Origin of the sequence: Serratia nevei, assembly GCF_024160145.1 — a bacterium.
In the GTDB taxonomy this organism is placed as follows: Bacteria; Pseudomonadota; Gammaproteobacteria; order Enterobacterales; family Enterobacteriaceae; genus Serratia; species Serratia nevei_A.
Map to the genome: position 1 here is coordinate 30,665 of NZ_JAMYWQ010000009.1, position 22,306 is coordinate 52,970.

19 protein-coding genes, 6 tRNA genes and 4 other RNA genes are annotated in these 22,306 nt (G+C 58.2%); 4 read left to right on the plus strand and 25 right to left on the minus strand.

What is annotated here, in order from left to right; genetic code table 11:
• Positions 1 to 92 precede the first annotated feature (92 nt).
• The 3 genes from M6G53_RS08785 to zitB are packed head-to-tail and all read left to right on the plus strand — an operon-like array spanning position 93 to position 4,857.
• Positions 93 to 698, plus strand: a complete 606-nt coding sequence (locus M6G53_RS08785; protein WP_253330587.1) for a response regulator — start codon at positions 93 to 95, stop codon at positions 696 to 698.
• The gene (locus M6G53_RS08790) at positions 695 to 3,895 is read left to right on the plus strand and encodes an ATP-binding protein (protein WP_253330589.1); all 3,201 of its coding nucleotides are present in this window, start codon (positions 695 to 697) and stop codon (positions 3,893 to 3,895) included. The genes M6G53_RS08785 and M6G53_RS08790 overlap by 4 nt, the downstream gene beginning before the upstream one ends.
• Positions 3,895 to 4,857: a CDF family zinc transporter ZitB gene (gene zitB / locus M6G53_RS08795; RefSeq protein WP_253330591.1), complete on the plus strand. Its 963-nt coding sequence runs from the start codon at positions 3,895 to 3,897 to the stop codon at positions 4,855 to 4,857. The genes M6G53_RS08790 and zitB overlap by 1 nt, the downstream gene beginning before the upstream one ends.
• Before the next feature lie 35 nt (positions 4,858 to 4,892).
• Here the strand turns inward: zitB and pnuC are convergent, their stop codons facing one another.
• The 23 genes from pnuC to cydA form a co-directional block, all read right to left on the minus strand.
• Positions 4,893 to 5,618 carry a nicotinamide riboside transporter PnuC gene (pnuC, locus tag M6G53_RS08800; RefSeq protein WP_253330593.1) on the minus strand — a complete coding sequence of 242 codons (726 nt, stop codon included), beginning with the start codon at positions 5,616 to 5,618 and terminating at the stop codon, positions 4,893 to 4,895.
• Between the two features lie 20 nt (positions 5,619 to 5,638).
• Positions 5,639 to 6,700, minus strand: coding sequence for a quinolinate synthase NadA (gene nadA / locus M6G53_RS08805; RefSeq protein WP_253330596.1), 1,062 nt, complete (start codon positions 6,698 to 6,700; stop codon positions 5,639 to 5,641).
• Positions 6,701 to 7,030: 330 nt separating this feature from the next.
• Positions 7,031 to 7,155: non-coding RNA, RtT sRNA (locus M6G53_RS08810), on the minus strand.
• Positions 7,156 to 7,170: 15 nt separating this feature from the next.
• Positions 7,171 to 7,294, minus strand: a non-coding RNA gene (locus M6G53_RS08815) — RtT sRNA.
• A 75-nt stretch (positions 7,295 to 7,369) separates the two neighbouring features.
• Positions 7,370 to 7,445, minus strand: a tRNA-Lys gene (locus M6G53_RS08820).
• 6 nt (positions 7,446 to 7,451) lie between these two features.
• A tRNA-Val gene (locus tag M6G53_RS08825) sits at positions 7,452 to 7,527 on the minus strand.
• 45 nt (positions 7,528 to 7,572) lie between these two features.
• A non-coding RNA gene (locus M6G53_RS08830) (RtT sRNA) lies at positions 7,573 to 7,695 on the minus strand.
• A 13-nt stretch (positions 7,696 to 7,708) separates the two neighbouring features.
• A tRNA-Lys gene (locus tag M6G53_RS08835) sits at positions 7,709 to 7,784 on the minus strand.
• A gap of 152 nt (positions 7,785 to 7,936) precedes the next feature.
• Positions 7,937 to 8,060: non-coding RNA, RtT sRNA (locus M6G53_RS08840), on the minus strand.
• 15 nt (positions 8,061 to 8,075) lie between these two features.
• Positions 8,076 to 8,151 (minus strand) — tRNA-Lys (locus M6G53_RS08845).
• Positions 8,152 to 8,158: 7 nt separating this feature from the next.
• A tRNA-Val gene (locus tag M6G53_RS08850) sits at positions 8,159 to 8,234 on the minus strand.
• Between the two features lie 131 nt (positions 8,235 to 8,365).
• Positions 8,366 to 8,441: transfer RNA gene (locus M6G53_RS08855), tRNA-Lys, on the minus strand.
• Positions 8,442 to 8,619: 178 nt separating this feature from the next.
• Positions 8,620 to 9,414, minus strand: a complete 795-nt coding sequence (gene cpoB / locus M6G53_RS08860) for a cell division protein CpoB (RefSeq protein WP_033647153.1) — start codon at positions 9,412 to 9,414, stop codon at positions 8,620 to 8,622.
• 9 nt (positions 9,415 to 9,423) lie between these two features.
• On the minus strand, positions 9,424 to 9,933 hold the full coding sequence (pal, locus tag M6G53_RS08865) for a peptidoglycan-associated lipoprotein Pal (protein WP_025160033.1): 510 nt from the start codon (positions 9,931 to 9,933) through the stop codon (positions 9,424 to 9,426).
• Positions 9,934 to 9,977: 44 nt separating this feature from the next.
• Complete coding sequence (gene tolB / locus M6G53_RS08870; RefSeq protein ID WP_253330598.1) at positions 9,978 to 11,270, minus strand: Tol-Pal system beta propeller repeat protein TolB; 1,293 nt, start codon at positions 11,268 to 11,270, stop codon at positions 9,978 to 9,980.
• A gap of 195 nt (positions 11,271 to 11,465) precedes the next feature.
• Complete coding sequence (gene tolA / locus M6G53_RS08875; RefSeq protein WP_253330602.1) at positions 11,466 to 12,695, minus strand: cell envelope integrity protein TolA; 1,230 nt, start codon at positions 12,693 to 12,695, stop codon at positions 11,466 to 11,468.
• An 81-nt stretch (positions 12,696 to 12,776) separates the two neighbouring features.
• A complete protein-coding gene (gene tolR / locus M6G53_RS08880) occupies positions 12,777 to 13,205 on the minus strand; it encodes a colicin uptake protein TolR (protein WP_004939859.1) in 429 nt (142 codons plus the stop codon).
• Positions 13,206 to 13,217: 12 nt separating this feature from the next.
• Positions 13,218 to 13,901 (minus strand): Tol-Pal system protein TolQ, encoded by a 684-nt coding sequence (tolQ, locus tag M6G53_RS08885; protein ID WP_004939862.1) that lies wholly within the window; start codon positions 13,899 to 13,901, stop codon positions 13,218 to 13,220.
• Entirely contained in the window at positions 13,898 to 14,302 is a 405-nt protein-coding gene (gene ybgC / locus M6G53_RS08890; protein ID WP_025160034.1) for a tol-pal system-associated acyl-CoA thioesterase, read from the minus strand. Before ybgC ends, tolQ begins: the two co-directional genes overlap by 4 nt.
• Before the next feature lie 130 nt (positions 14,303 to 14,432).
• A complete protein-coding gene (ybgE, locus tag M6G53_RS08895; protein WP_048232940.1) occupies positions 14,433 to 14,729 on the minus strand; it encodes a cyd operon protein YbgE in 297 nt (98 codons plus the stop codon).
• Positions 14,729 to 14,842 carry a cytochrome bd-I oxidase subunit CydX gene (cydX, locus tag M6G53_RS08900; RefSeq protein ID WP_004939868.1) on the minus strand — a complete coding sequence of 38 codons (114 nt, stop codon included), beginning with the start codon at positions 14,840 to 14,842 and terminating at the stop codon, positions 14,729 to 14,731. The genes ybgE and cydX overlap by 1 nt, the downstream gene beginning before the upstream one ends.
• Positions 14,843 to 14,859: 17 nt before the next feature.
• A complete protein-coding gene (cydB, locus tag M6G53_RS08905; protein ID WP_253330604.1) occupies positions 14,860 to 15,999 on the minus strand; it encodes a cytochrome d ubiquinol oxidase subunit II in 1,140 nt (379 codons plus the stop codon).
• Positions 16,000 to 16,013: 14 nt separating this feature from the next.
• A complete protein-coding gene (cydA, locus tag M6G53_RS08910; RefSeq protein WP_074055145.1) occupies positions 16,014 to 17,582 on the minus strand; it encodes a cytochrome ubiquinol oxidase subunit I in 1,569 nt (522 codons plus the stop codon).
• Between the two features lie 683 nt (positions 17,583 to 18,265).
• Between cydA and M6G53_RS08915 the strand changes: the two genes are divergently transcribed.
• On the plus strand, positions 18,266 to 20,164 hold the full coding sequence (locus tag M6G53_RS08915; protein ID WP_253330606.1) for a bifunctional metallophosphatase/5'-nucleotidase: 1,899 nt from the start codon (positions 18,266 to 18,268) through the stop codon (positions 20,162 to 20,164).
• 72 nt (positions 20,165 to 20,236) lie between these two features.
• Here M6G53_RS08915 and sucD read toward each other — a convergent pair whose 3' ends face one another.
• Positions 20,237 to 21,109, minus strand: coding sequence for a succinate--CoA ligase subunit alpha (sucD, locus tag M6G53_RS08920; RefSeq protein ID WP_004939878.1), 873 nt, complete (start codon positions 21,107 to 21,109; stop codon positions 20,237 to 20,239).
• Positions 21,109 to 22,275 carry an ADP-forming succinate--CoA ligase subunit beta gene (gene sucC, locus M6G53_RS08925; RefSeq protein WP_015376978.1) on the minus strand — a complete coding sequence of 389 codons (1,167 nt, stop codon included), beginning with the start codon at positions 22,273 to 22,275 and terminating at the stop codon, positions 21,109 to 21,111. The genes sucD and sucC overlap by 1 nt, the downstream gene beginning before the upstream one ends.
• Between the last annotated feature and the right edge of the window lie 31 nt (positions 22,276 to 22,306).

A 22,306-nucleotide genomic window follows, 5' to 3' on the forward strand; every position in this document is an offset into this window, starting at 1 on the left:
TTAACAGCAGATTGTGCTGTTTCATCAGGGGAGCACAGAGCCTCCTTTTTCGCTATGCTAGCGTTCGGAATATAAAGCGACCCGAGTTGAACATGCCCTCTTTGTTATTAGTTGATGACCACCCGGTGGTTCATGTCGCACTGGAAGCGGCGCTAATGAAATCCTCACGCGCCTACCGCCTGCAGGCGGCACAGGACGACGTTCAGGCGCTGGCCCGGCTGGCCGAGGCCGCTTTCGGCCTGGTGATCCTGGATATCGGCCTGCCGCAGGTCGACGGGCTGCAGCTGTTGAAAAAAATCCGCCGCCGCTACCCGCAGCAGCCGATCCTGATCTATACCGCGCAGGAGGCCGAGGTCTATGCGCGCATGGCCCATGCCGCCGGCGCCAACGGTTTCGTCAATAAAGGCAGCTCGCTGGCGCAGCTGGTGCAGGCGATCGAGCAGGTGCTGGACGGTGAAACCAGCTTCCCCGCCGCCGCGCTGGCCGAAGAGGCGCCGGCCGCGGACGGCGGATTGCTCACGCCCAAGGAACTCGAGGTGCTGGGCTTGCTGAGCCAGGGGCTGTCCAATCTGCAGATCGCCGATCGGCTGCACATCAGCAACAAGACCGTCAGCACGCACAAGAAAAACATCCAGCGCAAAACCGGCGCCGGCAACCTGCTGGAGCTGGTGGCGGTGTTTAAAGAGCTGGCGCCATGATGCGCCGCGCCCTGCTGCTGCTGATCCTATGGTGCGGTCTGGCGCAGGCGGGGGAGCCGGTGCGCTATCAGCTGGTCAGCAACCTGAATACCCCCGAGAACATGCTGATCGTCGGCGAAAAAAATCCCTGGCGCGACCGCACGCTGCGCGTCGGCATCATCAGTGAGAACACCAGCCCGTACAACATCATCGTGGACGACGATCTGTATGGACTGAACGCCGACTACCTCGGCTATATCCAGCAGGTGACCGGCATTCGCTTCGCCATATACGGCTTTGCCGACCTGACGCAGCTGGAGCAGGCGCTGCACGACGGCAAGATCGATCTGCTGTACGGCATCCCGCAGAGTGAAGCGCTGCACGGCTTGGCGATCTCTCAGCCCTACTACGTCAGTAACCTGCGCGTGTTGCGCGATCGCAGCAACGATCGGCCGGTGATGCTCAATTCCGCCAACGCCCGCGTCGCGATCGGCGCGCTGACCGACATGCAGTCCGGCGGCGCGCTGCAGGCCGTGGCGTCACAGATCCAGCGCTATGACAACAACCTGCAGGCGGTTTACTCGCTGCTCAACGGCAGCAGCGACTACTTTATCGCCGACGAGGCCAGCGCCAGCTTTATTATCGACCAGTTGCAGCTCGGCCAGCTCTATCAGATTGAAAGCAACGAGAACCTGGGCAACCTCTCCTTCGTGTTCGCCGCCGCCGACTCGCGGCTGATCGACACGCTGGACACCGCCATCACCAATGCGCCGATGGAGCTGATGAATGCCCTGCAGAGCCGCTGGAGCAAAAAGATCCCCAGCTACCTCGACACCGGCAATGCCGATCTGACGACGATGGAGAAGAATTGGGTGGCGAGCCACCGCGTGGTTTACTACGCCGCCATCGAAAACAACTTTCCGTTCGCCTACCGCGGCTCCGACGGCCAGCCGCGTGGCTACGCCATCGACATTCTCAACATCATCGCGCAAAACACCGGGCTGCGTTTCGCACCGCTGTGGGCGCGCAACGCCGAGCAGGCCGATCGGCTGGTGCAGTCCGGCCAGGCCAGCTTCCGCGCCGCCCTGCCGCTGGCGCGCGGCGTCAAGGTGCGCTACAGCGCCAGCATGCCGATCCACCGTTCGCTGTGGGGCGTTTACGTCGGCCAGTACGCCAACGGCATCTCGACCTGGAGCGATTTGGCCGGTAAGCGCATCGGCGTGCTACAGGGCGATTTGGCACAGGGGCTGGTGCCGGAGCAGGAACAAACCATCAGCTTCGCCGACAGTAAATCCCTGTACGACGCGCTGGCCAACGGCCAGTTGGATGCGCTGGTGGATAACGTCATCTCCGCCAACTTTTTGGCGCTGTCGCGCTATTCCGGCGCCATCAAGCTGGCCTTCGCCGCCAACAACATCCCCTATCCGGTGGCCTTCGGCGTGCGCCGCGATCAACCTCTTCTGTTGGCGATCCTCGATAAGAACCTGATGCAGATCCCGGCGGACACTCTGCAATCGCTGCGCGACGAGTGGATCGTCGATCGCAGCAACCTGATCGATGCGGTGAACGACAACCGCATGCCGCCGCAGACCACCTGGCTGCTGGCGCTGCTCGGTGCCGCCACCGTGCTGCTGCTGGCGCTGACGCTGCGCCGTTTCATGCTGCAGCGCCGTGAAAAACGCGAACGCGAAGAGCTCGAGCATGCCCGCCGCCGCGCCGAAGCGGAAAACCGCATGAAGAGCAAATTCCTCGCCACCGTCAGCCACGAGCTACGCACGCCGATGCACGCCATCCTTGGCCTGCTGGAGCTGGAACTCAAACGCCAGCCCGCGCCGGAAGGCCTGCCGGTGATCTACAGTTCGGCCTCTTCGCTGCTCAACCTGCTCAACGACCTGCAGGATCACGCCCGGCTGGAAACCGGTTCGCTGACGCTGGCACCGAAACCGGTAGCGTTGCGCCCCTGGGTAGCGCGCATCGACGCCCTTTACCGGCCGCTGATCGGCGAACGGCCGTTGACGCTGAGCGTGGTGGCGGATCCGGCGCTGCCGGAGGCGGTGATTATTGATGGTGAGCGTTTACTTCAGGTGGCTAACAACCTGATAAACAACGCGATAAAGTTCACGCCGCGCGGCGCCATTCAGGTCGAGATCGGCTGGCGCGCGCAGGATGAGCGGCAGGGGGAATTGCATCTGACGGTGAACGACAGCGGCTGCGGTATCGCCGCCGATGAGATAGGCAAGCTGTTCCAACCGTTTTACCGCGCGCGCGGCGCGCAACGCATCTCGGTGCAAGGCACCGGTTTGGGGCTGTCTATCTGCAAAGAGATCGTCGAGCAGATGGGCGGCCGCATCGAGCTGCACTCGCAGCCGGGCATCGGCACCCGCGTCGAGATCGCGATACCGGTCGAGCTGAGTGGGGCGGCGCCGGTTGTCGCCCCGGAGGAGCACACCTTTGCTCTGCCATCTTCCACCTTGCGTACCGCGCTGATCGACGATCACCCCACCAATTTGTTGTTGCTGGAACGCCAGCTGCGCCACTTCGGGCTACAGCCTGCCCGCTTTGAACACGGCTATGCGCTGTTGAAGGCCCAGCGCCGGCAACCGTTCGATCTGCTGTTTATCGACTATAACATGCCGCGCCCGGACGGCCTGACGCTGGCCAGGCTGATCCGCCGCGACGAACAACGGCGGCAACGCCCGCCTTGCCGCATCGTGCTTTGCTCAGCAGACGTGCAGGAGTTTACCCGCATCCCGCCGGGGCTGGTGGCGATCGACCACTTCCTGACCAAACCGATTTCGCTGGCGGCGATCGGCCAGGTATTGGCTCAGCAACCGCAGAATCAGGAAGAAAAGTCAGTCCTTACTGACCTGAGGCAAACGCTGGCCGAAATGGCGGGTGGCGATCGCGCCATGCTGCACAGGCTGGCGCAGACGCTCGGCGATACGCTGCGGCAAGACCGGCAACGGCTGGCGGACGCCGTCGCCGCGCACGACTGGCCGCGCCTGGAGCAGGCGGCACACCGTATCAAGGGCAGCCTGCTGATGCTGCAGCTGCCGGCAGCCGCGCAGCTGTGCCAGCAGCTGGTGGAGACCGCACGTCGGGGCGAGCTTGCCGCCGCCGCTTATACTAAATTAAAGGCGTTAGTGGCGCAGATAGAACCGGAGCTGGACGCTCTGCTCGCCACCGCCCCCTCTTTCGCTATGCATAAGGATGAATAATGTCGGACACACCACACGTACACCTGCCGAAAGACAGTAATAGTAAACGCCTACTGACCGCTTTTTTAGTCACCGCCGTCTTCATGGTGGCCGAAGTGGTCGGCGGCCTGTGGTCCGGCTCGCTGGCGCTGTTGGCCGACGCCGGGCATATGTTGACCGATGCCGCCGCGCTGCTGGTGGCGCTGATGGCGGTGCACTTCTCCCAGCGCAAACCCAACGCACGCCACACCTTCGGCTATCTGCGCCTGACTACTCTGGCGGCCTTCCTCAACGCCGCGGCGCTGCTGGTGATCGTGGTATTCATCCTGTGGGAGGCGATACGGCGTTTCTTCGAACCGCAGCCGGTGATGGGTACCCCGATGCTGATCATCGCCGTAGCGGGGCTGCTGGCGAACCTGTTCGCCTTCTGGTTGCTGCATCGCGGCAGCGAAGAGAAAAATATCAACGTGCGCGCCGCCGCGCTGCATGTGCTGGGTGACCTGCTCGGTTCGGTGGGCGCCATCGTCGCCGCCATCGTCATTCTTGCCACCGGCTGGACGCCGATTGACCCGATCCTGTCGGTGCTGGTCTCCTGTCTGGTGCTGCGCAGCGCCTGGCGGCTGCTGAAAGAGAGCTTCCACGAGTTACTGGAAGGCACGCCGCAGGAGGTCGATATCGCCAAGCTGCAAAAAGATCTGTGCCTGAATATCCCGGAAGTGCGCAACATCCATCATGTGCATGTCTGGCAGATCGGCGAACAGAAACTGATGACGCTGCATGCACAGGTGATCCCGCCTCATGACCACGATGGGCTGTTGCAACGCATTCAGGCTTATCTGTTGGAACACTACAGGATTGGCCACGTGACCATTCAGATGGAGTACCAGCACTGCGAGACGCCGGACTGTGGTATCAACCGGGCGCCGGAGCCGAGTGAACACTCACATGCCGAAGCGCACTCCCACCTGGGACATCGTCACTAAGCCAAGAGGGCGCCATCACGGCGCCCTCTGCGTTGTTACGGTGCGGAAGAGAGCGGGTTGGAATGGTTGCGCCCGGCGCTCTTGATCCACAGCCAGGAGCCGTTCAGGGCGATCAGCGTCAGAATGACATACTCCAGCGCCATCGCGTACACCCCCTGGTAGGCGAAGATCGCCACGCTGATGACATCGATAACCACCCACAGCAGCCAGTTTTCCACGTACTTGCGCGTCATCAGGATCATCGCCACGATGGAGAGCACCATCATCGCCGAATCCCAGAACGGGAACGCGTCCGGCTGCAGCTCAGGCAGCTGCACGTTCAGCCCCAGCCCTTGCATCACCGCTACCGCGATCTGCGTCAGCCAGGCGAACACGCGGTCGATATTGAAGGTCATCAGGCCGATGCCGATGACGCAAACCGCCGCCCAGGCCAACACTTTCGGCAGCGGCAGCCAGCGGATCTGCAGCTCAGCCTGATTATCCTGGGTTTGGCGGCTCCAGGCATACCAACCGTAAATGTTGGCGCCGAAGAAGAACAGCTGCAGCAGCAGGCTGGCATACAGCTGGATCTGAAAGAAAATCACCGCGAACAGCGTGACGTTGATCAGGCCGAACAGGTAGTTGATGATTTTTTCCTTGCTGGCGTACCAGATGCACAGCAACCCGAACAGCGTGCCGATGGCTTCGATCCACGACAGATCGTAACCGCCCGCGCCAAGCGGAATATGCACCAGAATATTGCTGGTACTGAAGAAGCTCATGAGGTCATCCTTTTAAACGGTTAAGCGTTGCCTTTAACCTGCATCTTAAGCTGAGCGGCGAAATCCAGCATGCGGTTCAGCGGCACCAGCGCCTTCTCGCGCAGCGCGGCGTCCACGTGGATCTCATGCTGTGCGCCCCCCTGCTCCAGCCCTTCGGCAATCGCCTTCAGGCCATTCATCGCCATCCACGGGCAATGCGCGCAGCTGCGGCAGGTCGCCCCTTCCCCGGCGGTCGGCGCTTCGAACAGCTCCTTGTCCGGGCAGGCCTGCTGCATCTTGTAAAAGATACCGCGATCGGTGGCGACGATCAGCTGTTGATGCGGCAATGTTTTCGCCGCCTGAATCAGTTGGCTGGTAGACCCCACCGCATCCGCCAGCTCGACCACTGCCTGAGGCGATTCGGGATGCACCAGGATGGCCGCCTGCGGATAAAGCGCCTTCATGCGCCGCAGCGCCTGGGTCTTGAACTCGTCATGGACAATGCAGGCCCCTTGCCAACACAGCACGTCGGCGCCGGTCTGTTTCTGCACATAGTTGCCAAGATGGCGATCCGGCGCCCAGATGATCTTCTCGCCCAGACTATCCAGGTGTTCAATCAGTTCAACGGCGATGCTGGAAGTGACCACCCAGTCGGCGCGCGCTTTGACCGCCGCCGAGGTGTTCGCATAGACCACCACGGTGCGATCGGGATGGCTGTCGCAAAATGCATGGAATTCCTCTTCCGGGCAGCCCAGATCCAGCGAACATTCGGCAAACAGCGTCGGCATCAGCACCTGCTTTTCCGGGCTGAGGATCTTGGCGGTTTCCCCCATGAAACGCACGCCGGCCACCAATAGCGTGGAGGCTGGATGGGCGCTGCCGAAGCGCGCCATTTCCAGCGAATCCGCCACGCAGCCGCCGGTTTCTTCCGCCAGCGCCTGGATTTCCGGATCGGTATAATAGTGGGCGACCATCACCGCATTGCGCTGCTTGAGCAGGGTTTTGATCTTCTCGCGATAAAAGGCTTTTTCCGCTGCGTCCAGCGGCACCGGTTTGGGCGGGAAGGGATACACCGCCGCGTTGACATCAAACATTTCACTCATCGCTGCAATCTCATGCTAGGCTGGGCGCCTGCCGCATGAGTATCGCCTGCCGCAACGCCCTTCGTTTTATATACTAAACAAAATACCTAAAACCGCGCGAAAAGTCCGCTGATATTTTCATATTTGCGCACCTATTGTTTAATAGATTAAAAATACAGACATTGGCGACGTAGCTAACAGCGAATAATGGCTTGGCGAGGGCGTATAACGCTCAGGGAAGAGTCCAGATCCCGACGGGGCGGTGTTGAAACGAGAAAGCACGAATGTAGGTAATGTAGGTTAAGGTGCTGCAGATGCGAAAAAAGCGCCAAAAGGCGCTTTTTTCTGAATTGGTGGGTCGTGCAGGATAACTCGGCCTTTGGCCTCGCCCTTGCGGGCCATCACCGGAGTGATGTTGTCTCGCTTCGCGAGACTCGAACCTTTACGGTTCTCATCCTTTACGATTCTCTATCACAACCATTCTTAAAGAATGGTGGGTCGTGCAGGATTGATTCGGCCTGTGGCCTCACCCTGCGGGCAACGCTGCGCGTTGTCGTATCGCTGCGCGATGCTCGAACCTCTACGGTTCTTCATCCTGCACGACTCGGTGAACTCTGTCGGCAAGAAGATTAAGTAGGGTTTAGGTGGCGCAGATGCGAAAAAAGCGCCAAAAGGCGCTTTTTTCTGAATTGGTGGGTCGTGCAGGATTCGAACCTGCGACCAATTGATTAAAAGTCAACTGCTCTACCAACTGAGCTAACGACCCGCAGTGTGGTGGGTGATGACGGGCTCGAACCGCCGACCCCCTCCGTGTAAAGGAGATGCTCTACCAACTGAGCTAATCACCCACTGCTGTGGTACTGCTATTTTTCACACCTTGCTCGATCAAAGCGTGGTGGGTCGTGCAGGATAACTCGGCCTTTGGCCTCGCCCTTCGGGCCATCACCGGAGTGATGTTGTCTCGCTTTGCGAGACTCGAACCTTTACGGTTCTCATCCTGACGATTTAACACCTTGCTCTATTAAAGCGTGGTGGGTCGTGCAGGATTCGAACCTGCGACCAATTGATTAAAAGTCAACTGCTCTACCAACTGAGCTAACGACCCACTGATGTGGTTTACTGCTGATGGCGAATAGGCTATTGGAACCGACTCGCGGAAAACAAGGATGGGGATGTTCAGGACAACTCGACGGGTACTCGACTCGGACCTTTACTTTGCCACATCAAACCGATTCTGAAGCTGCCATTCTTAAAGAATGGTGGGTCGTGCAGGATAACTCGGCCTTTGGCCTCGCCCTTGCGGCCATCACCGGAGTGATGTTGTCTCGCTTCGCGAGACTCGAACCTTTACGGTTCTCATCCTTTACGATTCTCTATCGCAACCATTCTTAAAGAATGGTGGGTCGTGCAGGATTCGAACCTGCGACCAATTGATTAAAAGTCAACTGCTCTACCAACTGAGCTAACGACCCATAACAGTGGTGGGTGATGACGGGCTCGAACCGCCGACCCCCTCCGTGTAAAGGAGATGCTCTACCAACTGAGCTAATCACCCACTGTTGTGGTTACTGCTACTTCAGAAATTGGTGGGTCGTGCAGGATGACTCGGCCTTTGGCCTCGCCCTGACGGGCCATCACTTCGTGATGTTATCCTTCCCGATTCCACTTCATTTCTTGCTTCAAAATTGGTGGGTCGTGCAGGATTCGAACCTGCGACCAATTGATTAAAAGTCAACTGCTCTACCAACTGAGCTAACGACCCAATTTCCCTGCCGCTTTAACATCTTGCAAGATGTCTTGGCAACGGCGGCATATATTACTAATTTATCTTGGCAGCGCAACCTAAATTTTTTACTGATGCGTTCAACTGCTTGTTCTTCACGCGAATGAGCCCAGAAATCGGTCAAATCGACTAACTTCTGGGCTCATTTTTCTGACTGTTAACCGCCTACGCGACTTTTCGCCTGTTTGGCCGCCGCACTGGTTGGGTACTGTTTAATCACCTGCTGGAACACGGCTTTGGCTTTATCGGCCTGCCCTTTTTCCTGCATGATGATACCCACCTTGTACATGGCGTCCGGCGCCTTCGGTGATTTAGCGTAATTCTTCACCACCACCGCAAAATAGTAGGCCGCGTCGTCTTTTTTACCCTTGTTGTAGAACAACTGGCCCAGCCAATAGTTGGCGTTGGGCTGATAGGTAGACTTCGGGTACTGTTTTACGAAGGACTGAAAGGCGGAAATCGCCTGGTCATACTGTTTTTTTTCCAGCGCCAGAGAAACAGCGGCGTTGTAGTCGCTGTTCTCATCACCACCGCTCGGCGTGGCAGAAGCGGCTGCAGGTGCGCTGCCGCCCGCATCGGAAGATGCGCCTGCGGCTGCCCCGCCGGCAGCGCCCGCGGCCGCAGAAGCGCTTTGAGCGCCGCCCTGGCTGAGGCTATCCATCTGCTGATAGATTTGCTTCTGGCGTTCAACCACCTGATTCAACTGATACTGGCTTTCCTGGATTTGCCCACGGAGAGAATCAATGTCGCGTTGGTTGTCAGAGAGTTGTTGCTGGAGTTGGTTTAAAAGTTGGCCTTGAGCATTGCTGATGCGCTCAAGTGAGGTGACGCGGTCTTCGACCGAGCCGGAGCCGACATTACTGATTGGCGCTTGGGCAGTAGCGGCCCAGGGGGCCGCTACGCCAACCAGTAACGACAGACTCAACAGGTGACGTCTGAAGTTACTGTTCATGCGATTCTCTTAGTAAACCAGAACGGCACGACGGTTTTTAGCATAAGCCGCTTCGTCGTGGCCCAGTACTGCTGGTTTTTCTTTACCGTAAGAAACGATAGAGATCTGGTCAGCGGAAACGCCTTTACCCTGCAGGTACATTTTAACGGCGTTAGCACGGCGCTCACCCAGAGCGATGTTGTATTCCGGCGTGCCGCGTTCGTCAGCGTGGCCTTCAACGGTCACTTTGTAAGACGGGTTGTTACGCAGGAATGCAGCGTGCGCGTCCAGCATCTGAGCGAATTCGGAGCTTACGTCATACTTGTCCAGGCCGAAGTAAACGATGTTGTTCTTCTGCAGTTCTTGCATCTGCAGACGAGCTTGTTCTTCGGAAGACAGGTTGCTGCTGCCGTTTTCCATACCAGTGCCAGCGCCCATACCAGATTGGTCGTTGTTTGCGCTTTTGTTAGAACTACAAGCTGCTACAGCCAGAACTGGCAGTGCCAGCAGAAGCCCTTTCAGCACTTTGTTCAGTTGCATTTCTTTGATCCTTTTATAGTTTGCCATACATATTTACACATGCATCACAGATACGGCGACCAGGCAGGGAATTTGACCTGTCCATCAGTTGCCGGAAGACGCGCTTTGAAACGCCCATCAGTTGACACCAACTGCAACACGGAGCCCATACCTTGCGTGGAGCTATAGATCACCATGGTGCCGTTTGGCGCAATACTAGGCGTTTCATCCAGGAAGGTGCCGGTCAAAACCTGAACGGCGCCCGATCCAAGATCTTGTTTGGCGATGTGTTGTGCACCACTGTTGGTGCTCACCATCACCAGGAATTTGCCATCGGAGCTGACTTCAGAATCCTGGTTCTGAGAGCCTTCCCACGTCAGACGCTGTGCGGCACCGCCGCTGGCGCTGATTTTATAAATTTGCGGACGCCCGCCCTGGTCGGAGGTAAATGCCAGAGACTGACCATCCGGGAACCAGGCCGGTTCGGTGTTGTTGTTGCGGCCGTCGGTCAGCTGCGTGATCTGGCCGGAGCCGAGGTTCATCACGTACAGGTTCAGGCTGCCGCTCTTGGACAGCGCGAAGGCCAGCCTGCTGCCGTCCGGCGAGAACGCCGGCGCACCGTTGTGGCGCGGGAACGAGGCGATCTGGCGGATTGCGCCGTTAGCCAGGGTCTGTACCACCAGCGCGGAACGGCCGCTCTCGAAGGTCACGTAAGCCAGTTTGCTGCCGTCCGGCGACCAGGCCGGCGACATCAGCGGCTCAGGCGAACGGTGCACCGTGAATTGGTTGTAACCGTCGTAATCCGCTACGCGCAGCTCATACGGGAATTTCCCGCCGTTGGTCTGCACGACGTAGGCGATACGGGTACGGAACGCGCCCTTGATGCCGGTCAGCTTCTCGAACACTTCGTCGCTGGCGGTATGCGCAGAATAACGCAACCATTGTTTGGTCACTTTATACTGGTTCTGCGCCAATACGGTGCCCGGCGAACCCGAGGTGTCCACCAGCTGGTAGGAGATCAGGTAGCTGCCGTCGGCGCCAGGTTGAACCTGGCCGACAACCACGGCGTCGATACCCAGCGCAGTCCAGGCCGCCGGCGTCACTTCAGACGCGGAGGTCGGTTGCTGCGGCATGCGCGCCACGTCGATCGGGTTGAATTTGCCGCTGTTGCGCAGATCCGCGCCGACAATCTTGCCGATATCTTCCGGCGGCGTGCCTGGGCCCGCCCATTTAAACGGCACCACGCCAATCGGACGAGCGGAGTCGACCCCTTGGGTGATTTCAATGCGAACTTCCGCGTGCAGCACGGACGCCCACAGAATTAAAAAACCTAGCGCTACTCGAAATGCCTGCTTCATCTCATCTCCCTTATCCAGGCGGGATGCCTGCGATAAATTAGCAGAATTTTAACAAACCAACTTACGTAAAACTACATAATCCCTGTTGGTTACCTTAGTACATCCCTGTGATCTTACTCAGCTCAAACAACCATTATTGCGGCTTGAACGTAAGGGGAGCATTCTTAAACACCTCATACACCGCCAGAGAAGTCGTTACCGAGGATTAAAATCAATTGGTGCATTTTTAAATACCTCGTAAACCTCTTTACTTGGTGGTTTAGGCATTTTCGCCTGCCGAGCTGCCGCTGCAGCTGCTTGGCAAAGTGCAGGATCGCCACCCTCCACTTTCACACCAATCACGAGACCATCAGGGGCCATATTGATTCTCAACGTACAAGTACGTCCCTTGTATGAGTCCCAATCATAGAACTTGTTCTGCACCGCAATTTTTATCTGGTTACCGTAGCTGGCCAAATCCGCCCCGCTGGCCCCAGCCGCCTTGGCATTGCCCTGCCCGGCCGGTTTACCATCACCTTTCGATTTAGCACCGCCGCCTTTCGGCGCGTTCTTGCCGTCCGCCAGGCCGCCAAACAGCTCGCTAACTTCATCCGATTGTTTCGCAGCCTCAGCGGCGGCCTTCTTCTTGGCGTCCGCTGCGGCTTTCTTGGCTGCCGCAGCTTTCTCAGCGGCGGCCGCTTTCTTCTCTGCCTCGGCGGCAGCCTTCTTCTCGGCTTCCGCTGCGGCTTTCTTCTCGGCTTCAGCGGCCGCTTTCTTCTCCGCGGCTTCTGCGGCTTTTTGCTCTGCGGCAGCCGCCGCGGCTTTCTTCGCCTCTTCCGCCTGTTTCTTGGCGGCGGCAGCGGCGGCCGCTTCTTTCTTGGCTTCCGCTTCGGCTTTCTTCTGCGCGTCCGCCTGCGCCTTGGCGACCTTTTCCGCTTCGGCCTTCGCCTTGGCGGCGGCGGCTTCGGCGACCTTCTGTTGCTCTTTAGCCTTGGCTGCGGCGGCTTCCGCCGCTTTTTGCTGCTCGGCGGCCTGTTTCTGCTGCTCCGCTGCCTTCTGCTGTTGCTCAGCCTGCGCCTTGGCGTCCTGCGCAGCTTTCTCCTGCGCCGCCAAACGCTCTTTCTCCAGCTCTTTCAGGCGCTGCTGTTGCTCCGCCTGCTTCTGCTGAAGCTCTTCGGCCTGTTGCTCCGCCTTTTTCTGGCGCTGCTTCTCGGCACGCTGCGCATCGTTGCTCTGCTGCTGCTGGCGGTTGTATTGCTCCACCACCGCGCCAGGATCGACCATCACTGCGCCCACCACGGTGCCATCGCCGCCACCGCCGGCGCCCATGTCGACCTTTTCCTGCAGCGATCCCCAAATCAGCAGGGCAATCAATATGAAGTGCAGAACGACCGAAACAATAACGGCGCGGTTCAGCTTATCGTTTTGCTCAGTTGCCTTTACCAAAATAGATTCCCAAAAACTGGTGTTGCTTATACGGGGTTCCTGGGCCGCAGCGCAGGAACCGGGTTGCCGTTCGCCTTACGGTCAGATCGGCTGGGTCATCAGCCCCACGGAAGCCACGCCCGCCTGATGGAGAATATTCAATGCCTTGATAATCTCATCGTAAGGGACTTCCTTCGCACCGCCGATCAAAAAGACCGTTTTCGGGTTAGCCGCCAAACGCGACTTGGCTTCGGCCGCGACTTGCTCAGGCGGCAGCAGCTCCATACGGTTGTGATCCACCACCAGGGTGTATTGACCTACGCCGGAAACCTCGAGGATCACCGGCGGATTGTCATCGCTGGACACCGTTTTGGAATCGGTGGCGTCCGGCAGGTCAACCTCCACGCTCTGCGTGATGATTGGCGCGGTTGCCATAAAGATCAGCAGCAGCACCAGCAACACGTCGAGCAGCGGAACGATGTTAATTTCGGACTTCAGCTCGCGCCGACTACGTCCACGTACTCTCGCCATGCTACCTCCTACTTATTTGCTGTCGCTGGAGAAGGCCTGACGATGCAGAATAGCGGTGAACTCTTCCATAAAGTTGTCGTAATTCTGCTCAAGCTTGTTGACGCGCTGGTTGAGACGGTTATAGGCCATTACCGCCGGGATGGCGGCGAACAGACCGATCGCGGTGGCGATCAGCGCTTCGGCGATACCCGGCGCCACCATCTGCAGCGTGGCTTGCTTCACCGCGCCCAGCGCGATAAAGGCGTGCATGATCCCCCACACGGTGCCGAACAGGCCGATATACGGGCTGATCGAACCGACGGTGCCGAGGAACGGAATATGGGTTTCCAGCGTTTCCAGCTCGCGGTTCATCGAAATGCGCATCGCGCGCGACGCCCCTTCGATCACCGACTCCGGCGCATGGTTGTTGGCGCGGTGCAGGCGGGCGAACTCTTTGAACCCGGAATGGAAGATCTGCTCGGAACCGGTCAGGCTATCGCGACGCGCCTGACTTTCCTGATACAGACGGGAAAGCTCGATACCGGACCAGAATTTGTCTTCAAAGGCTTCGGCGTCACGCGTCGCCGCATTGAGGATGCGGGTGCGCTGAATGATGATCGCCCAGGAGGCTACCGAGAAGCATATCAAAATCAACATGATAAGCTTAACCAGCAGGCTCGCCTTCAAGAATAAATCTAGGATGTTCATGTCAGTCACTGCTTAAACTCCGCGACAATAGACTTAGGAAGCGCTCTTGGCTTCATTTGGTGTGGATCAATACAGGCAATCAGGACATCTGCCTGGCTCAGTAGGGCCCCGTCAGAATTGACAATGCGTTGAGCAAACGTGAGAGAAGCCCCGCGCAGACAGGTGATTTCGCTCTGGACCTCCAGTTGCTCGTCGAGACGAGCCGGAGCCAGATAATCCACCGTCATGCGCCGGACGACAAAAGCGACTTGTTCACTGAGCAGCTGCTGTTGATGAAAGTTGTGCTGACGCAGCATCTCTGTGCGCGCTCTTTCAAAAAAGGCGACGTAGCGGGCGTGATAGACCACACCACTGGCATCGGTATCCTCGTAGTAAACGCGAACCGGCCATCGAAACAACGTATTACTCACTCTACTTCCCAGCAATGCAATTTAACGCTGCTACTATACGCAAGACGGATCGGGTTGGGAATGGGTTACAAGATGGGAATGAAAATAATTATGGGCCGTGAGGGCCCATAACGTGGGGACATCGGGGAGATTATAAAGAAACGTAAAGTAATCCTGCGCACAGGATCACAATTGCGGGAAGCGGCGCGAAAAAGGCGCGCCAGAGGCTGCGCTGCGGGCGGAATCCGAAACCGTGGATCACCCCGGCGCACACCGCCCAAATCAGCAACAGCCCTTCCCAAATCTCCAGCGAGCTGGTTTTGGCGGCGAAACGCGTCGGATCCCAGAACACGCATCCCGCCAAAATCAACGCCAGCACCAGGGAAAGGGCCCGGATCGGGCCCTTGTCGGTGACAGCGTACAGCTTGTCAATCACGGACGAGCTCATCACTTGCCGTCTTGCTGAGCTTTGGTCGCTTCGCTCTGCTCAAGCGCCAGCGCCGTGATGATGCCGAAGGCGCAGGCAAGAAGCGTTCCGAGAATCCAGGCAAAATACCACATGGTTTAGCTCCTTATCCTTAGTACAGCGAATGCTTGTTGTTTTCGATGTAGTTCTTGTCGAGGCGACCGAACATTTTGTAGTACGACCAGCTGGTGTACGCCAAAACGATAGGCACGAAGATCGCCGCCACGACGGTCATCACTTTCAGCGTCAACAGGCTCGACGTCGCGTCCCACATGGTCAGGCTGACGTTAGGCACGGTGCTGGACGGCATCACGAACGGGAACATGGTGACCCCGGCGGTGAGGATGACGCAGGCGATGGTCAGCGACGAGGTGACGAACGCCAGCGCGCCTTTCTCCAGACGCGAGAACAGAATGGTGAACAACGGCAGCACCACGCCCAACGCAGGCAACGCCCACAGCAGCGGATACTTGTTGAAGTTGATCAGCCAGGCGCCGGCCTGATGCGCCACTTCTTTACGCAGCGGGTTGGATTCCGCCAGGGTATTCAGCGCCGAAGTGATGACGTAGCCGTCGATACCTTTTACCAGCCACACGCCCGCCAGCAGGAAGCACACCGCCATGATCAGCGTCGCGATCTGCGCCGCGGCGCGTGAACGCAGGTGGATCTCGCCGGTGGTGCGCATCTGCAGATAGGTCGCGCCCTGGGTGACCAGCATGGTCAGGCTGACCACGCCCGCCAACAGGCCGAACGGGTTCAGCAGCTGGAAGAAGTTGCCGGTGTAGAACAGGCGCAGGTACTCGTCCACGTGGAACGGCACGCCCTGCAGCAGGTTGCCGAACGCCACGCCGAACACCACTGCCGGCACGAAGGAGCCGATAAAGATGCCCCAGTCCCACATGTTGCGCCAACGGCTGCTCTCCAGCTTGGAACGGTAATCGAAACCGACCGGGCGGAAGAACAAGGCGGCCAACACCAGGATCATGGCGACGTAGAAGCCGGAGAAGGCCGCTGCGTACACCATCGGCCAGGCGGCAAACAGCGCGCCGCCGGCGGTGATCAGCCACACCTGGTTACCGTCCCAGTGCGGGGCGATGGAGTTGATCATCACCCGGCGTTCGGTATCGGTTTTACCGATGATGCGCACCAGGATACCGACGCCCATGTCGAAACCGTCGGTGACGGCGAAGCCGATCAGCAGTACGCCAACCAGCACCCACCAGATAAATCGCAGTACTTCATAGTCAAACATACGTGGACTCCTGTTTAGCGCGCTTCCTGCACGGCGGCAGTCGGTTGTTCAAAGTGGTAGCGGCCGGTTTTCAGGCTGCTTGGACCCAGACGCGCAAACTTGAACATCAGGTACATTTCAGCCACCAGGAACAGGGTGTACAAGCCGCAGATCAGCCCCATCGAGAACAGAATGTCGCCCGCGGTCAGCGAAGAGTTGGCGACCGCCGTCGGCAGCACTTCACCAATCGCCCACGGTTGACGGCCGTACTCCGCTACAAACCAGCCGGCTTCCACCGCGATCCACGGCAGTGGCAGGCCATACAGCGCCGCGCGCAGCAGCCATTTTTTCTGGCCGATGCGACCGCGCACCACGCTCAGGAACGACAGGCCGATAATCAACAGCATCAGCACGCCACAGGCCACCATGATGCGGAAGGCGAAGTACAGCGGCGCCACGCGTGGAATGGAGTCCTTGGTCGCCTGCTGGATCTGCGCTTCCGTCGCGTCGCTGACGTTCGGGGTATAGCGCTTCAGCAGCATGCCGTAGCCCAGATCTTGCTTGGTTTTGTTGAATTCGGCGCGCACCGCAGGATCGGTGTTGCCGCCGCGCAGCTCTTCCAGCAGCTGGTAGGCTTTCATGCCGTTGCGGATACGCACTTCATGCTGCGCCATCAGATCTTTCAGGCCGGTGACCTGAGTGTCCGTGGAGCGGGTGGCGATCAAACCAAGCGCATACGGGATCTGAATAGAGAAGGAGTTTTCCATCTTGTCCTGATCGGGAATGCCGAACAGGGTGAAGGACGCCGGTGCCGGCTGGGTATCCCATTCCGCTTCGATGGCAGCCAGTTTGGTTTTCTGCACGTCGCCCATTTCGTAACCGGATTCGTCACCCAGCACGATCACCGACAGTACCGCAGCCATACCGAAGCTGGCGGCGATGGCGAAGGAGCGCTTGGCGAAGGCGATGTCGCGGCCTTTCAACAGGTAGTAAGCGCTGATGCCCAGCACGAACATCGCGCCGGTGGTGTAGCCGGCCGCCACGGTGTGAACGAATTTCACCTGCGCAACCGGGTTAAGCACCAGTTCGGAGAAGCTGACCATCTCCATGCGCATGGTTTCGAAGTTGAAATCCGACGCGATCGGGTTCTGCATCCAGCCGTTGGCGACCAGGATCCACAGCGCGGACAGGTTGGAGCCGAGGGCCACGAACCAGGTTACCGCCATGTGCTGCACCTTGCTCAGACGATCCCAGCCGAAGAAGAACAGGCCGACCAGCGTCGATTCAAGGAAGAACGCCATCAAACCTTCGATAGCCAGAGGGGCCCCGAAGATATCGCCGACGTAGTGAGAGAAATACGACCAGTTAGTCCCGAACTGGAACTCCATGGTCAAACCGGTGGCCACACCCAGAGCAAAGTTAATCGCAAATAACTTTCCCCAGAATTTGGTCATGTCTTTATAGATTTGTTTGCCAGACAGGACATATACCGTTTCCATAATTGCCAGCAAGAACGCCATACCGAGCGTTAATGGGACAAATAAGAAATGGTACATCGCCGTTAAAGCAAACTGTAAGCGCGACAGTTCGACAATATCAAACATCTTGACTCCTTGCTCCTCGCAGGAAGACTCCGACACGCGGTTATCGGCACGCTTCTTTCAAAGCCGCCAGTAACGCCCCGCAGTGAATGCCCTTAAACACAACAAATTTGATCCAGCTTCTCCGCTTTCAACCGCACACTCGGCCAATAGCCCCTCGGGCCGCCGACAAGCACGCCACTGAAAACCGACAACGGGTAACAAATGCAACAAGATCAACCATCCATAATCACAATATGGATGATACTCGCCCAATCCCACACAATAAATAGGTTTTTACGTGACGTGGGTTAGACTTTTGGTTACAGGTCAAATCTTAGCCGAAAGAGGTACTTCGGGCTAATTTGATCTGAGACAATTTAAGCCTATCCGCATCTTATTTCCATATTCATCAGCACATTTCGCATAATTTTCTTAGGGTCATGTTGCGCAATGGTTTAATTGTTTTTTAATGATATTTTTGTGTTAAATAAATGTAATTTAAAAGAACCGCCATTGTATTATTACGCGCTTATTATGCGACATAATTAACCTTTTATTTCCAATAAGCCGTGACAGTGACAGCAGTCACAAAACAACAAATCTCTCTCCAATATTAGTCTATTTCTCGCGATGGGATCGTAAAGGTTACGATTTTGTAGCAAAATGACCACTTATGTTAAAATTTCATTGAGCGACAATAACTTATGAAAAAAATCATCTTTGCCTCTGTCTTGGGACTCTCGGGAAACGTCATGGCCGCCGAAACGGTAAATATCACCCTGCTGGGCACCTCCGATCTGCACGGCACCTTCGTGCCCTGGGACTATGCCGGCGACACGGAAAATCTGGCGGGCAGCCTGAGCCAGATAGCCACCCAGGTCAAAACGGTGCGGGCCGAGCAGCCTAACCTGATCCTGGTGGACGCCGGCGACACCATTCAGGGCAACTTCGTCGAAACCTTCAAGCATGAGGCCGTCAGCCCGATGATGCTGGGCCTCAACGCGCTCAATTACGACGTCTGGGTGATGGGCAACCACGAGTTCGACTTCGGCCTGCCGGTGCTGGCCACCTCGCTCAAGCAGTTCAAGGGCGCGGCGCTGGCGGGCAATATCGTCTGGGACAACGGCAACCCCTATCTGCCCGCCTACACCATCGTCGAGCGTCAGGGCGTGAAGATCGGCATTATCGGCATGGACACGCCGATGACCGCAGAATTCGCCAAGGGCACCGATCGCATCAAAGGGCTGAACTTCACCGATCCGGTGCAGGCGGTGAAACAGGTCATCCGGCAAATCGACGGCCAGGTCGACGCCATCGTGCTGGTGGCGCATATGGGTATCGACAACGAAAATCAGCGCCCGGGCACCGGCGTGGCCGACATCGCCAACGCCAACCCGGAGCTGGCGGCGATCGTCGCCGGCCATATGCATGTGAAGATCGACAAAGCGGTGGTTAACGGCGTCATCATCACCGAGCCGGATAAATACGGCCGCGCGCTGTCGCGCATCGATCTGCAGTTTGAACGCCGCGACGGCAAATTCACACTGATCGACAAAAACAGCTACACCTACCCGATCACAGGGCTGTCGCCGGACAGCGCCATGCAAGCGCTCTACCAGCCGTACCATGACATTTTGCGCGCCAACGCCAACCGGGTCGTGGCGAAGCTGAGCGGCAGCGATCTGGTACCCGCCGACGAATTTCGCGGCATTCCCCAGGTGCACGTGCAGGACACCGGCATCAGCGCGCTGTTCCAGCAGGCCGCCCGCCACTATGCGCCGCTGGCGCAGGTGATCGCCCTGCAGATCGACAACGATCGCGCCAAGCTGGACGTCGGCGACATCAAGGCCAAGGACATCGCCTTTAACTACCAATACGCCGGCGGCGAGATCACCGTGTATCAGCTCAACGGCAAAGCGCTTAAACGCTACATGGAGTGGTCCGCCGGCTACTTCAATCAGCTGCATCCGGGCGACGTCACCTACAGTTTTAACCCGGCGCGGCGTTCGTCCAAATATTCCACCAACGATTTCTTCGACGGCGTCACTTACACCATCGACCTGCGCCAACCTGCCGGCTCGCGCATCGTCGCTCTGCGTCTGACGGACGGCACGCCGGTCACCGACGATATGCCGATCCGCCTGGGCATGAACAGTTACCGCATGGGCCACCTGACGCAAAAGGGTGGCGCGCTGGCGGGGCAATCCTTCCCGGTGCTGTTCGACAGCAAAGCGCAATACGGTGAAGAAGAAGGCACTATTCGCCATCTGACCCTGCGCTACCTGACGGAGGTGAAACACGGCCACTATCAGGGCGTGCCGCCGCAGCGCTGGAAGCTGATCGGCATGGAGGGTTACGAACCGCAGCGGGCGATCGTCAAACGGCTGCTCAATGAGGGCGTTATCCAGGTGCCGACCACCGACGACGGCCGCTACACCAACATCGCGTCGATCAATGTCAAAGACGCGCTGTTCCGCAGCACCGACGATTACCGCGCCGCCCTCACCTCGCTGGAGCAGCAGCGGCAAGCCGCTGCGGATCCGGTGCAACAGCGCCGGCTGCAGGATCGGATCGCCTTGATCAAGGCGCTCAACAACTTCTGATCTTCACCCATAAAAAAGGCCACCCAATGGGTGGCCAAACATGTCGAGATATTGTTATTTCGTACTAAATTCTTAGCGCTTCAGCACCGCTTTTACCGCGTCGCCGATGTCCGCCAGGCTGCGAACGGTTTTCACGCCCGCCGCTTCCAGCGCAGCAAACTTCTCGTCCGCCGTGCCTTTGCCGCCGGCGATGATGGCGCCCGCGTGGCCCATACGCTTGCCTTTCGGCGCGGTCACGCCGGCGATATAGCCGACAACCGGTTTGGTGACGTGTTCTTTGATGTAAGCTGCCGCTTCTTCTTCAGCGCTGCCGCCGATCTCACCGATCATCACGATCGCTTCGGTCTGCGGATCCTGCTGGAACATCTTCAGGATATCGATGAAGTTGGAGCCCGGGATCGGGTCGCCGCCGATGCCCACGCAGGTGGACTGGCCCAGACCGGCATCGGTGGTTTGTTTCACCGCTTCATAGGTCAGGGTACCGGAGCGGGAAACGATGCCCACTTTGCCCGGCAGGTGGATGTGGCCAGGCATGATGCCGATTTTGCACTCGCCCGGGGTGATCACGCCTGGGCAGTTCGGCCCGATCATGCGCACGCCGGCTTCGTCCAGCTTCACTTTCACGGTCAGCATGTCCAGGGTCGGGATGCCTTCGGTGATGGTGATGATCAGTTTGATGCCGGCATCGATCGCTTCCAGGATGGAGTCTTTGCAGAACGGTGCTGGAACGTAGATCACGGAGGCCGTCGCGCCAGTCGCTTCAACCGCTTCGCGCACGGTGTTGAACACCGGCAGGCCCAGGTGCTGAGTGCCGCCTTTGCCCGGGGTTACGCCGCCAACCATTTTGGTGCCGTAAGCGATAGCTTGTTCGGAGTGGAAAGTCCCCTGGCTACCGGTGAAGCCCTGGCAAATTACTTTGGTGTTCTTATCGATTAAAATGGACATTATTTACCCTCCACTGCTGCAACAACTTGCTGAGCCGCATCAGTCAGGCTGGTCGCAGCAATGATATTCAGGCCGCTGTCCGCCAGTTTCTTGGCGCCCAGTTCGGCGTTGTTCCCTTCCAAACGCACCACCACCGGGACGTTAACGCCCACTTCGGCCACTGCGCCGATGATGCCGTCGGCGATCAGATCGCAACGTACGATACCACCGAAGATGTTAACCAGAACCGCTTTCACCTTGTCGTCGGACAGGATGATTTTGAACGCTTCGGTCACGCGCTCTTTGGTCGCGCCGCCGCCTACGTCCAGGAAGTTGGCCGGTTCGCCGCCGTGCAGTTTAACGATGTCCATGGTGCCCATCGCCAGGCCGGCGCCGTTAACCATGCAGCCGATGTTGCCGTCGAGGGCAACGTAGTTCAGCTCCCACTGAGCCGCACGGGATTCGCGCTCGTCTTCCTGGGAAGGGTCACGCATTTCACGCAGTTCCGGCTGGCGGAACAGGGCGTTGCCGTCGGCGCCCAGTTTGCCGTCCAGGCATACCAGATCGCCCTGCTTGGTGATCACCAGCGGGTTGATCTCAACCATCGCCAGGTCACGCTCCAGGAACAGCGTCGCCAGGCCCATGAAGATCTTGGCGAACTGGCTGACTTGCTTACCGGTCAGGCCCAGTTTGAAGGCCAGCTCACGGCCCTGATAAGGCTGTGGACCCGCCAGCGGATCGATGGTCATTTTGTGGATCAGTTCAGGGGTTTCTTCCGCCACTTTCTCGATTTCCACGCCGCCTTCGGTAGACGCCATGAACACGATGCGACGGGTCGCGCGGTCTACGACGGCGCCCAGGTACAGTTCTTTATCGATGTCGGTCGCCGCTTCAACCAGGATCTGGTTAACCGGCTGGCCCAGCGCGTCAGTCTGGTAAGTCACCAGACGTTTGCCCAACCAGGCTTCCGCGAAAGCACGGATATCTTCTTTGCTGTTGACGACTTTAACGCCGCCCGCTTTACCGCGGCCGCCAGCATGAACCTGACATTTCACCACCCACGGGCCGGAGCCGATTTTGGATGCGGCTTCTTCTGCTTCACGCGGAGTGGTACAGGCGTAACCGGTTGGTGCCGGCATGCCATACCGAGCAAACAGCTGTTTTGCCTGATATTCGTGTAAATTCATGATGTTCTATCCATTCAGTTCTGAAGGTTTT